11 protein-coding genes are annotated in these 12,277 nt (G+C 36.4%); 6 read left to right on the top strand and 5 right to left on the bottom strand.

Going from position 1 to position 12,277, the window contains the following annotated elements; all coding sequences use genetic code 11:
• Positions 1–1,062, top strand: a complete 1,062-nt coding sequence (locus B176_RS0113995; RefSeq protein WP_017259452.1) for an agmatine deiminase family protein — start codon at positions 1–3, stop codon at positions 1,060–1,062.
• 573 nt (positions 1,063–1,635) lie between these two features.
• Positions 1,636–1,932, top strand: coding sequence for a thioredoxin (gene trxA / locus B176_RS0113985; protein WP_017259450.1), 297 nt, complete (start codon positions 1,636–1,638; stop codon positions 1,930–1,932).
• A 180-nt stretch (positions 1,933–2,112) separates the two neighbouring features.
• Here the strand turns inward: trxA and B176_RS0113980 are convergent, their stop codons facing one another.
• From B176_RS0113980 to B176_RS0113960, 5 genes are all read right to left on the bottom strand, one after another.
• The gene (locus tag B176_RS0113980; RefSeq protein WP_017259449.1) at positions 2,113–4,746 is read right to left on the bottom strand and encodes an AsmA-like C-terminal region-containing protein; all 2,634 of its coding nucleotides are present in this window, start codon (positions 4,744–4,746) and stop codon (positions 2,113–2,115) included.
• A gap of 317 nt (positions 4,747–5,063) precedes the next feature.
• Complete coding sequence (locus tag B176_RS0113975; protein ID WP_017259448.1) at positions 5,064–5,642, bottom strand: hypothetical protein; 579 nt, start codon at positions 5,640–5,642, stop codon at positions 5,064–5,066.
• Positions 5,643–6,237: 595 nt separating this feature from the next.
• The gene (locus tag B176_RS0113970; RefSeq protein WP_017259446.1) at positions 6,238–6,429 is read right to left on the bottom strand and encodes a cold-shock protein; all 192 of its coding nucleotides are present in this window, start codon (positions 6,427–6,429) and stop codon (positions 6,238–6,240) included.
• A 156-nt stretch (positions 6,430–6,585) separates the two neighbouring features.
• Entirely contained in the window at positions 6,586–6,906 is a 321-nt protein-coding gene (locus tag B176_RS0113965) for a DUF3276 family protein (protein ID WP_017259445.1), read from the bottom strand.
• A gap of 77 nt (positions 6,907–6,983) precedes the next feature.
• Positions 6,984–8,771: an ABC transporter ATP-binding protein gene (locus B176_RS0113960; RefSeq protein WP_017259444.1), complete on the bottom strand. Its 1,788-nt coding sequence runs from the start codon at positions 8,769–8,771 to the stop codon at positions 6,984–6,986.
• Positions 8,772–9,138: 367 nt separating this feature from the next.
• Here B176_RS0113960 and B176_RS0113955 point away from each other — a divergent pair, with 367 nt between their 5' ends.
• From B176_RS0113955 to yajC, 4 genes are all read left to right on the top strand, one after another.
• Positions 9,139–10,227, top strand: coding sequence for a Glu/Leu/Phe/Val family dehydrogenase (locus B176_RS0113955; protein ID WP_026063353.1), 1,089 nt, complete (start codon positions 9,139–9,141; stop codon positions 10,225–10,227).
• 193 nt (positions 10,228–10,420) lie between these two features.
• Positions 10,421–11,362, top strand: a complete 942-nt coding sequence (gene nusB / locus B176_RS0113950; RefSeq protein ID WP_026063352.1) for a transcription antitermination factor NusB — start codon at positions 10,421–10,423, stop codon at positions 11,360–11,362.
• A gap of 86 nt (positions 11,363–11,448) precedes the next feature.
• Positions 11,449–11,874 carry a DUF1573 domain-containing protein gene (locus B176_RS0113945; RefSeq protein WP_017259441.1) on the top strand — a complete coding sequence of 142 codons (426 nt, stop codon included), beginning with the start codon at positions 11,449–11,451 and terminating at the stop codon, positions 11,872–11,874.
• Between the two features lie 15 nt (positions 11,875–11,889).
• Entirely contained in the window at positions 11,890–12,189 is a 300-nt protein-coding gene (yajC, locus tag B176_RS0113940; RefSeq protein ID WP_017259440.1) for a preprotein translocase subunit YajC, read from the top strand.
• Positions 12,190–12,277: the final 88 nt, after the last annotated feature.

The raw sequence follows: 12,277 nt of genomic DNA, 5'->3' as shown, positions 1-12,277 counted from the left end.
ATGGACCATCGACCATCGACCAATGACAATCTTACTCCTTACGGCTACACCTTCCCACCCGAGTGGGCAAAGCATGAAGCTACTTGGCTAACTTGGCCACATAAAGAAGAAAGTTGGCCAGGGAAAATTGATGCTATTTATCCTAAATATGCAGAGTTTATTAAATATCTGGCATTATCTGAAAAGGTTCGTATCAACGTGATTGATGAGAAAATGAAAGCTTTTGCTTTAAAATATATTGCACAAGCTGGAGCTGATTTGAAGCAGGTTGAGTTTTACTTTAACCCAAGTAACGATGCCTGGTGCCGAGATCATGGACCTGCGTTTTTAGTGAACCCAGATGCTGAGCAAAAGAAAGTAATTGTTGATTGGGATTTTAACGCTTGGGGCGGAAAATATCCTCCCTTTGATTTAGATGATGTAATCCCGACCAAAATTGGTGCACATTTTAATATTCCGGTTTACCATCCAGGAATTATTATGGAAGGTGGTTCTGTAGAATTTAATGGCGAAGGAACTGTTTTAACTTCTAAGAGTTGTTTGTTGAACACCAACAGAAATCCGCAACTGAACCAGCAACAGGTTGAACAATATTTAAAAGATTATTACGGACAAAAACAAGTGCTTTGGGTAAGTGATGGCATTGTAGGAGATGATACCGACGGACATATTGATGATACTATACGTTTTGTAAACCATAACACCGTTTTAACCGTAGTTGAAGATAATCTGGAAGATGAAAACTACGAGTTACTACAAACCAATTTAGAAGAACTGAGAGCTATGCGTTTGCCAAATGGTGAGGCGCTTAACATCATTGAATTACCAATGCCCGATGCGGTGATTTTTGAGGATACTCGATTGCCAGCTTCTTACGCAAATTTTTACATTAGCAATGCTCACGTAATTGTGCCGACTTACCGATGCGATAAGGATGAAACTGCGTTAGAAATTATAGCGAAATGCTTTCCAGAGAGAGAAACCGTTGGTATAGACTCTACAGATATTATCTGGGGTTTGGGTAGTTTCCATTGTTTAAGTCAGCAAGAGCCACAGGTTTAGTACGTAATTAATTTGGGCGGACGAACGGGCTTTGCATGGCTTCGCTATCGCTACGGTACCGGCGAAAAGCCGGTACTAAACCATTACAATCCCTGCCGCAAAATTTTGGCAAAAAAAAAATTATGATTAACAAATCCTAATCAGCTATCGCTTCGTTATTACAATTCATGATTAAGAAACCGTTTGAAACCAACTAAGTATTTCATCTACCGTCACGTCATCACCTTGATATTCTTGGTTTTGATAGGTTTACGCTTCGGTAAAATTCGCGGTGTTTTAATTGTGCTCGTATTATATCTAGCTTTGAATATGGATTTTGTTAGATGGATAATCAATAGTTTCAAAAAGAATTCCTGATTTATTGTGCTATCATTATGACCTCACTCGTGGCTCGTCATCTCGACGATAGGAGAGATCTGTAAGTTCTTTGCATTAATTTGGTATACCGAATAAACCAACAGATTTCTCCTCGTACCTCGTTCGAAATGACGAACAAAGTAAAATGTCATCTCGATAAAACAATTAATCTTGGTATCAAAATTGAACCAAAAATCAAAGAATATAAAATGAATCATGGGAAATTTCAAAGAAATAATCAATCAAGATAAACCAGTGTTAGTCGATTTTTTTGCTACTTGGTGCGGTCCATGTAAAACCATGTCGCCAATATTAGAGGAACTCAAAAAAGAGTTGGGCGATAAAATCAGTATTGTGAAAATAGACGTTGATAAAAACCAACAAGCTGCACAAGCTTATCAGGTACAGGGCGTTCCAACCCTTATCCTTTTTAAACAAGGCAAACAACTTTGGCGACAGTCTGGCGTGGTGATGAAAGCAGAATTAATGAAAGTTATTAATCCGCAACTCTAAAAAAAGACCTAATCGATTTCTAAATTAGGTCTTTCCCAGCTTTCTTCTCTCGTCCAAGCAGGGTCTGTCGCAGACGACCTCGCATTTTCCTTGCGGTTGGTGTTGTCGCCATACCGCTCTTAGTATATATGAACTAGTCCAAGCAGGGGCCGCAGACAGCCCTGAGATAGTAGAACCCTGCTACTTAATACTGTCAGTAGTTTTCTTCTTGAAAAAGTTATTCAATTTATTCTTCACCTCATTTTGTATCCTCTGCTCGGTTTGCTTTTTCAAAGTGTCGGTTTTTTCTTGCAATTTCTCTTTTGCTTGGTCTGTAAACTTCGTCACCTCTTCTTTTGCTTTTGTCTCAAATTCTGCTTTTTTATCTGCAATAAGCTGATTCACCACACTTGTGGCTTCGTTTTTTAAGTCGCCAGCTAAATCTAGTTTAAGCGTTGGTTTTGTAATGGTTCCGCCTAACAGCGCATTAACTTTCACCATCTCGTTTACCGCTACATTACTTCCAACTTTTTTGTTCAAACTTGCCAATAAACTATTGGCTGTTTCGTTCGCTTTACCCAACATCGCCCGCGGAAGATTAATTCCCAATACATAATCCAAGCTTTGGTCTAAACCGTTAGAGCCAGCAATGTTCATCAAAATATCTCCCTTCTTAATGTTGAACGGTGCAACGTTCAATCGTCCGTCCGTAATATTGAATTTAGTAAGCAAGTCGTGTATTTCGAGTTTTTTTAGATTCCCGTTGCTTAAGCCCGAAGCCAATTTGTTTAAGGGTTCAAAACCTTCTAGCACCGCTTCAATAATATTTGCCAAACCAGAAGCATTAATGCTAGAGTAGATTGGCATCATATCCTGTTGTAGCAAGGAATTGAATTTAAGCTTGGTACTAAATACACCGTTTGTATATTTTGCTATTGGTGCTAAAAGTTTAATGGTATTTAAAGTTGCGAATGCCTTTTGGATACTCATTTTCTCAATCCCGAAATCAATATCAACAAATGGTTTTTTAGGATCTTTTGTGGTGTACATACCGTTCATTTTTACCGTACCGCCGAGCATCTGCAAAGCCATATCTTTAAAATAAACGCTCTCGTCTTTTACCAATAAAGCACCTTTTGCATTGCTAATGTCGTAATTATCGTATAAAACCTGCTTCGCGTTTACGCTCGCTAAAAAGTTAATGTTGGCTGGCACTTTGATTAAACTCAGTTTTGAGGTGTCTGTTTTAGCAGTAGTGGTATTTTCTGGCCCCATCAATTCGTTGATGTCCATTAAGTTGGAGTTTAAGTTAAACGTTCCACCTAAAGCCTGGTTTTTGTTGAAAATATAGCCCAAATAATTGGTAATGCTGCCATTTGCTGCAAAATCACTCTTCCCAACTTTGGCGCTTAAATTACTTAACGTGATGTTCTGCGGATTAAAAGTCATTTTAGCTGAGCTGATGCTCACTGGTTTCGCAACCGCATCCCCGGTATAAATAACGTTGCTTGCCAGCATTTGTCCAGAAGCTTTAAAGTTTTGGTATTGCTGTTTGTCAATGGCAGATTTATTTCCTTTTGCCTTTACGTCAGCATCTAAAATCCCGCTTAAAGTCACATCTTTCATCGGAAAAATAGTGGTCAGTTGTTTTAAATCTAGCTTACCTTTTAAAGCCATATCGATATAAGGATCGCTCGTCGGATTTTTTACAAATAACCTTCCGTCAATCGGTGCCTTATCAAAAACTAAATGGAAAGCAGGAATATTCACTTCGGTATGGTCAATCACGCCGTCAGGATTTGTTATTTTTGCATTTATCTGAATATCGTTCACGGCAGCAGGTAATCCCACATATTTCATTTTTCCATCCTTAATGCTTAGGTTCACATCAAAAGCTGGTAGAGAGGTTTCGTTATAAGTTCCTTTGGCAAACCCGTTGAAAGCAAATTTTCCACTTGCATCCATATCCTTAAAATTACTTGCATAAATGGCAGGAATTAAAGAAAGAAAGTTCTTAAGATCTGATTGCTGTGCATCAAACTTAAAATCAATCAGCATATCTGTATCATTTGGCATCGCTAAACTCCCGGTAACCGCCAAAAGCAAATCGTTCAGCTTGATTTTGTTGTCACCGAAACTGAACTTCATATTTTTCATGTCGATGTCTATTGGCAGTTCGGCATTTAATTTTACATCATTTAAATAAGGGATCCCGCCATATTTTATCGTTAAGTGTTGCAAGTCCGATTGAGTTTTCAATTGAAATAAATCTTCCGTAAAATCGCCTTTCCCGCTGTGGTTTACGTCTTTAATGTTCATATAAAAACCTAAAGAAGCATCATCATAAATGATATTCCCTTTTTCGATGCTGTATTTTTGTAAGCTTGCTTTAAATTTTGTTTGAGCGGTATCGGCAGGAGTAGTTTGGGTAGAATCCACTTTCGTGATATCCCAATTTGCCTTTCCGCTTTTTAAAACTTTAGCGTAGATGTTTGGCTCAAAAAGGTTGACTGAGTTAATTTGATAGGTTTCGCCTTTAATTACACTCAGCAAATTAAGGTTCAATTCCACCGTTTTTATATTCGCTAGCGTATCGTTAGCAAAGCTATCGACGCCAATCACAACCAAATCATTGAGTTGTATACCCAAATTAGGGAAAGTGCTAAGGATACTTAAATCAATAGCCTTAAAGTTGACGTTGGCATTCACATTTTTATTGATGGCAGTTTTTACGCCGGCAACAATTTTATCTTTAAAAAGGTAAGGGATGCTTGCTAATGCAATAACAATCACCACTAAAAAGGCTACAATACCAATAATTATCTTTTTATACATTCTGATTCGTCTTTTAGTTTGGAATTAAGATAAACAAATTTGAGGTTTTTTTCGAGAAGAGCGATGTTTTTACGGTATTTAGCTTTTTTGGGTTAAATTTAATCACAGTGGAGAGAAGGTTTGCCAAACGTAAGGGTTAACCACAGGGACGTGGAGTCTCCTAGTTTTAAGTGAATAAAAGATTATGTTTTGTCGCTGAAAGTACGGTTCACTTTCCTTTTTTCTCAAATTGTCGACAATAAGAGCGATCCGAAAGTTTTTTGACCCACCATTTGTGTGTGTTGGTATCAAAAAAAGCGAATTTTATAACTAAAAAATCACTTCCAAACAGGATTTGCGCCTTCCTTGGTAATTACAATGCTTGCTACATTTTGCCAGTTTTGTATAATCTGGTTGTAAAAGGGTATATCGGCCGATCCACCTTTCCATATCACGTATAGTCCATCTTGATATGTTTTTGACCTGGTTTCTATCTCCGAATTAGAGATGCCTGTTAATACTTTACTTAGGTCGAAATTGAAAGTTGCTTTATAATTGTCTGATGGGTTAATTACAATATCATTCACCTTAACATCTACTTCAAATGCAATGGAACTACGCACCATCAAACTATCTTTCCCTCCTTTGGTATTGCTAAATTTTCCTATAAAGTCTAAGCCAAGCTCCTCCGCAGAATTTTTTCTGCAAAACATTTTAACATTAATGTCTTTATAAACACCTGCGGGGAGTTTAATTACGCCCATTAAAGCTTCAGAACTAAAAATATTCAGCTTCTTTTTAACCATAATGGTAGTATCCAATAATTGTCCATTTTTACCAACAAAGGAGATTTTTTCTACCCAAACAGAGGCCGAAGACCAGTTTACTGCAACTCTATTTACGACAGAGTCAGCCATAAGCTTTACCGAATTTTTTACGCTGGCTGAAGATTTACCCCAGAAGTAGAGGCATTGCAAAATAGGCTATATTCCCAAAAGCAGAGTTATTTTTATTTTCGCCTGCTTTATTTTCACTTTTTTCACAGGAGATTAGGCTTGTAGCTAATAGCAAAATAATAAAGATATGTTTTAAAAGGTAGTTGATAGGTTTCATAAGCAGTGATTATTTTTTTTAAATATAAAAATAAATTATATTTTTTGACTTAATTTTTATCGCTGATAATCGGCGCAATAAATTGGAACCCAAAAGCGATAAAATGGTATCCTTCTCATAAGCTGTTATAAAAGGTAGCTGGGGGAAACGGTTAAAATAAGGGTTCGGAAGTTCATTGATGAGCTTTGCTGATTTTTCCAAATTCCCCGAAGGATTCTTTAGGTATAGCATGGAAATAACACTTTGACATCTGAAGTAGAACGAGACGGTTTGGAGTACATGCGAAAGAATTTATGCTGAGAATAGCATCGGGAGGTTAAAAAACTCTTAAATCAAAAAAGCCATCGCTTTGTGGCGATGGCTTGATGACTTTAAATGTGATTATATTAAGAGACCTGCTTAAGCAAGTTTAACATTCACTGCATTTAATCCTTTTTTTCCGTCCTGTAGGTCGAAAGTAACTTCGTCATTTTCTCTGATTTCGTCAACCAGACCCGAAACGTGTACAAAATATTCTTTGTTTGTTCCGTCTTCTTTAATAAAACCAAATCCTTTGGTTGAATTAAAGAACTTTACTGTTCCATTATTCATTGTGATATTCTAATTATTATTTAGACAAATGTAAATATTTAAAATTTAATAATCGCTATTATTTTAATTTTTTGATAATCAATAAATTATTGAACAAAAAAAGGCTAAACTTTTTTAAAGTTTAGCCTTTTAAATATGATTTTGATTTTTATCCTCTTAGAAAGAAAAATCGTCGTCTGTTTTTTCTACTACGTGGTCTGGATTAAACTCGTATCTTTTTTCAACAACATCTTGGTTGGCTTTTACATATTCAACAGTTTCTGTTAAGCCTTCAGCAAATTTTTCAAAGTCCTCTTTGTATAAGAAGATCTTGTGTTTAACAAATACCCCATCTTCTAATCGCTTTTTACTTTCGGTAATAGTAATGTAGTAATCATTAGATCTTGTAGCTTTTACATCAAAAAAGTAAGTTCTTTTACCCGCCCTAACCTTTTTAGAATAAACTTCTTCTCGTTCTTTATTATCGTAATCTCCCATTGATGTGTTGTTGTTTAAAATTTGATGGGTTAAATAAAGAAAGAAAATATTAAACTTCCAAATAATAGCGTCAACAATTAAGATAATTGTTGTTCTTCTAACAATTGTTTCTCGTAAAGCTCAAAGTAAAGGCCTTTTTTATGCATGAGTTCCGAATGATTTCCCTGTTCTGCAATTTCTCCTTCGTTAAGCACTAAAATTTTATTGGCATTTTTAATAGTCGATACGCGGTGCGCAATTAAAACACTTGTTTTGCTTTTCATCACCTTACCTAAATTGCTTAATATTTCTTCTTCGGTTTTGGTGTCAACTGCGGATAAGCAATCATCGAAAATTAAGATTTCTGGTTCTTTAATAATCGCTCTAGCGATAGAAATCCGCTGTTTCTGTCCGCCAGACAGGGTTATGCCACGTTCGCCAATGTATGTTTCAAACTTTTTGTCAAAAGCCATGATGTTTTTATAAACCGCGGCGTTTTTTGCAGCCCGTTCTACACGTTCCATATCCAGCTCGTCTAAACCAAAAGCAATATTTCTAGCAATTGTATCCGAAAAAAGAAAAACCTCTTGCGGTACAAAGCCTGTCTTCCTCCGGTAAGCTTCTAAATTAACGTGTTTAATATCTTGGTTATCAATTGTAATTGCACCATGGTCAACATCATACATCCGCATCATTAAATTTGCGATGGTAGATTTTCCAGAACCTGTTCTGCCAATGATAGCCAATAGTTCACCTCTTTTAAGCTCAAATGATATGTTTTTTAATGCTTGTATGCCGGTATCGGGATAAGTGAAGCTTACATTTTCAAACTTTATATTTCCTCCTACATAAAAAGGGTTTGGATTTGGGTTGATGATCTCTGGTTTGGTTTTTAAAAACTCGTTGATGCGTTTCTGAGAAGCGGCCGCCCTTTGCACCAGTGAAGTAACCCAACCTAAAGAAGTAACCGGAAAAGTAAGTTGCGTAACGTAAACAATAAATTCGGCAATATTTCCCGAACTTATTTTACCCGCCATAACCTGTAAGCCACCAATATAAACTGTGATAATGGTGCTTAATCCAACCATCAATAGCATAATTGGATAAAAATAGGCCTGCACTTTTACCAAAGAAAGAGATTCTTGTTTGTACTCTTCACTTTGAGCTTCAAAGCCCGTCCTAATAAAGTCTTCTTTTACATATGATTTTACCACCCTAATGCCAGAAAAGGTTTCCTGTACAAAAGAAGAAAGCGTACTCAGCCTTTTTTGGATTTGTTCACTTTTTTGGTGGATAATGCTGTTTACATAGTAGATGGTAATTGCTAATAATGGTAAAGGAACCAAGCTGTAGATGGCGAGTTTTAAATTCACGTTTACCATTGCAGTAATCGTCAGCGCAAAAAGTACCGCGGTATTTATGGTATACATCACGGCTGGACCAATATACATCCGCACTCTGCTCACGTCTTCTGTAACGCGGTTCATTAAATCGCCAGTGTTATTTCTTCTATAGAACGCTAAAGAAAGTTCCTGGTAATGCTGATAAATCTCGTTCTTTAAATCAAACTCTATATGTCGCGACGTTAAAATAATAGTCTGTCGCATAAAAAACAGAAACAGACCCCTTATAATTGCCAGCAAGATCACCAAACCTCCAAAAAACAAAAGACTGCTTGCAAAAATATCATAGATTAAACCTTGCTTGTCGAACCCGTTAAAAAGGCGGTAAAGCGCAATATTTTCTTTGACCAAGTCAAAAGCAATCCTAATAATCTGCGCAGGTAAAACAGCGAAAAAGTTAGATATGATTACAAAAAACACCCCAGGTAAGAGCTGCCATTTATACTTGTAGAAAAATTTATTTAAATACGCTAGTTCTTTCATTTATCAAACGCAAAGGTATGATTTTGTTTTTTTTCTATTTCATTTTCCCAAAACAAGTTTAACCATGTAATTGTCTTTTTGTTTGGCAAGGTTGGTTAGCTGTGATTTTTTGCTTGGAATTGGTTTTGGGCGTTTTAACACGCCTTACACTATATCTTTTTGGTTTGATCCTTCGTCTGCGCTCAGGATAAACCAAAAAGGATGCCGTTTCAGTCGTTAACGCACATAATAGATTAGTCATTTTGTTTATAAGCAACTATTTAATCTGTACAGCTTCCTGTTGCAAAACCTTGAATCTTTTACAAAGCACAATCATCTTAATTCAAAAAAAACAGCTACTTTTGCCCAGAAATGTAACCATACCCATATGTCATCAATTCAGTTAGAAGAGAATTCAATATTTAATCAACTAGGTGCTTTTGGTCATCAGAAAGTGGTTTTTTGTAAAGATGATGATACTGGTCTTAGGGCAATTATTGCAATCCACGATACAACATTAGGTCCGGCAATTGGAGGAACACGTATGTGGTCATACACCACAGAAGCAGAAGCTTTGTACGATGTTTTGCGTTTATCACAAGCGATGACTTACAAAGCTGCCATCACAGGTTTAAACCTAGGGGGAGGTAAAGGTGTAATTATCGGCGATAGCCGCACAGATAAATCTGAGGCTTTAATGCGTAGATATGGTCGTTTTATTGAAAACTTAAATGGTTCGTTTATTACTGCTGAAGAGGTAGGTACCGGCACAAAAGATATGGAGTACATCCGTATGGAAACCAAATACGTTACCGGTGTGCCAGAATCTATAGGCGGTAGCGGAGATCCTTCTCCAGTTACGGCAAAAGGGGTGTTTTTTGGAATAAAGGCTGCAGTAAAAGAACTGTTTGGCACAGATAGTTTAGCCGGAAGAACTGTTGCAGTACAAGGAACAGGAAATGTAGGCGAGCATTTGGTGAGCTTACTACGCCAAGAAAACGCCAAAGTTTACGTTAGTGATATCAACGAAGAAGGTTTGCGTAAGGTTGCTAAACTGTACGGCGCCGAAGTGGTAAACAACAACAACCTTTTTGATATAGAATTTGATATTTACGCCCCATGCGCATTAGGTGCAACGGTAAATTCCGAAACCATTGCCAAAATGAAGTGTGGCATTATTGCAGGTTCTGCAAATAACCAACTGGCAGATGAAAAAGCGGACGGACAGTTACTTTTAGAAAAAGGGATTTTATTTGCTCCTGACTACTTAATTAATGCTGGTGGTTTAATCAACTGCTATTCGGAAATGGCTGGTTACAGCAAAAAGAGAACCATGCAATTGGCAGAAAATATTTACGAAGCTACACGTAGCGTACTTAAAAAATCTAAAGCAGACAATATCCCAACAAATATTGCAGCTAATAAAATTGCCGAAAAAAGAATTGCAGATATCAAGAAGATAAAATCGAGTTTTTAGGAGGGGTGAAAGTTGGTAGTGGGCGGTCCGAACTCTGGGTGGATAAACAGATTGGAAATAGAACGGACTAAAACCTCTGACTTAAAAATAAAATACAAGAGTAGATTAGCCTGCGGACAGCGGATTAAAAACCTCGGACTTTAAAACAAATAAATATAAAACCGGCTTTACCAAGCCAAATCGTTCTTTAAAAATGTTAAATAGAAGGCACCTAAGGGTTAAAGTAATGCAAGTGATGTACGCATTCCAACAATCAGAAGTAAAAGACATTAAGCAACAGGAAAAAAACCTATTGGCAAGTGTCGATAAGGTTTTTGAAATGTATATCAGTTTGTTGGCTTTGATAGTTGATGTTGTGCAATATGCGGAGGTTGATGCGATAGATAGAGCCAATAAATACTTGCCATCTGAAGATGATTTAAATGCTAGTTTAAAAGTTTTGGATAACAGATTTATCCAGCTTTTAATCAATAACAACGCTTATATCGATGCCGTTAAAAAGTACAAGGTATCTTGGAGTTTTGATCCTGAATTGGCGAGGTCTTTATTTTCTACGTTAAAGAATAGCGAAGAGTACAAAGAATATTTGGCTAAAACAGATGATGATTTACACAGCGATAAAGATTTGATTAAATTCATCTTTAAAAAGGTGATTCTTAAATCAACATTGGCACAACAGGCTTTAGAAGAAAAGCATTTGAACTGGCAGGTAGATCAAGATGTTTTGCAGGCCATGATTGCAAAAACGCTGAAGAATTTCTCTGGCGAACCTGGAGATCAAAAGCTAGCTCAGATCAGCGCAAATTGGGACGAAGACCGAGAATTTATTTTAGATCTTTACCAAAAAACGATTGCACATAATGCTACCTTTCAAGAGTTAATTGGTGCAAAAACCCAAAATTGGGAAACAGACCGGATTGCCATGATGGATGTTATTTTAATGAAGATGGCATTAGCAGAATTGATTTATTTTACTAGCATACCGGTTAAAGTAACTATTAACGAATATCTAGAACTGGCCAAAGAGTTTAGTACTCCAAAAAGTAACTCGTTTATAAACGGGATTTTAGATAAAATTTTGGATGATTTAAAAGAAGAAGGAAAAATTAGAAAATACGGTAGAGGTTTATTATAAGTGCTTAAAGCAGAAACCTCAACCTAATCTACAAAATCGTTACGGCGTGTGTGTTTTTTAACTTTATTAATGAAATAGAAAATAAAATGAGAAATGTTTTTTTAGGATTAATAGCGCTGATCTCGGTTAGTGCTTGTAATACAGATGTTAAAAATGAGTCGGCTACAGATACCAGTGCTGTTGCAGTTGATTCAACAATGGCTCCAATTATCAGCTTTGAAAAGGAGAGCTACGAATTCGGGAAAATTAAACAAGGAGAAAGCGTTTCTTACAGCTTTAAGTTTGTAAACACAGGTAAGTCGCCATTAATTATCAAAGAAGCCTCTGCTACTTGTGGTTGCACCGTTCCAGAATTTTCAAAAGAGCCTATTGCAGCAGGTGCCTCAAGCGAAATTAAGGTAACCTTTAACAGCGCAGGTAAAGAAGGTTTGCAAGATAAAGTGGTTACTTTGGTAGCCAACACCATTCCACAGAATACCGAAGTGCATTTAATAGGAGAAGTTATTAAGTAAATAAATTAGATAAATATGTTAAATTTTGTTTTGTTACAGTTGCCAAGTGAAGTCATGAATTTTTTACCCATGATTTTAATTGTGGTTGTTTTTTATTTTTTCATGATTAGACCACAAATGAAAAAAGCTAAGGACCACAAAAAGTTTATCGCCGAACTTAAAAAAGGAGATAAAATAATAACTACCGCAGGTATACATGGTAGAATTGCCGATATGAATGAAACTACTATTTTGGTAGAAACAGAAGGCGGTGGTAAAATCAGATTTGATAAAGCGGCAGTATCTTTGGATTCGTCAAAAACGTTAAACGGATAAGCTGTTTTTTAAATATAAGAATGCCGTTTTTCAACAAAAACGGCATTTTTTTTTATTTTTACTTTAATCCTCAGAAATCTACTGAGCT

The sequence above is a fragment of the Pedobacter arcticus A12 genome, from assembly GCF_000302595.1.
Taxonomy (GTDB): Bacteria; Bacteroidota; Bacteroidia; order Sphingobacteriales; family Sphingobacteriaceae; genus Pseudopedobacter; species Pseudopedobacter arcticus.
This window is presented reverse-complemented; position numbering and strand designations above follow the sequence as displayed.

Coding starts and splice junctions, on each gene's coding strand:
- B176_RS0113995 (WP_017259452.1), top strand. CDS start 1: ATGGACCATCGACCATCGACCAATGACAATCTTACTCCTTACGGCTAC.
- trxA (WP_017259450.1), top strand. CDS start 1,636: ATGGGAAATTTCAAAGAAATAATCAATCAAGATAAACCAGTGTTAGTC.
- B176_RS0113980 (WP_017259449.1), bottom strand. CDS start 4,746: ATGTATAAAAAGATAATTATTGGTATTGTAGCCTTTTTAGTGGTGATT.
- B176_RS0113975 (WP_017259448.1), bottom strand. CDS start 5,642: ATGGCTGACTCTGTCGTAAATAGAGTTGCAGTAAACTGGTCTTCGGCC.
- B176_RS0113970 (WP_017259446.1), bottom strand. CDS start 6,429: ATGAATAATGGAACAGTAAAGTTCTTTAATTCAACCAAAGGATTTGGT.
- B176_RS0113965 (WP_017259445.1), bottom strand. CDS start 6,906: ATGGGAGATTACGATAATAAAGAACGAGAAGAAGTTTATTCTAAAAAG.
- B176_RS0113960 (WP_017259444.1), bottom strand. CDS start 8,771: ATGAAAGAACTAGCGTATTTAAATAAATTTTTCTACAAGTATAAATGG.
- B176_RS0113955 (WP_026063353.1), top strand. CDS start 9,139: ATGTCATCAATTCAGTTAGAAGAGAATTCAATATTTAATCAACTAGGT.
- nusB (WP_026063352.1), top strand. CDS start 10,421: ATGTTAAATAGAAGGCACCTAAGGGTTAAAGTAATGCAAGTGATGTAC.
- B176_RS0113945 (WP_017259441.1), top strand. CDS start 11,449: ATGAGAAATGTTTTTTTAGGATTAATAGCGCTGATCTCGGTTAGTGCT.
- yajC (WP_017259440.1), top strand. CDS start 11,890: ATGTTAAATTTTGTTTTGTTACAGTTGCCAAGTGAAGTCATGAATTTT.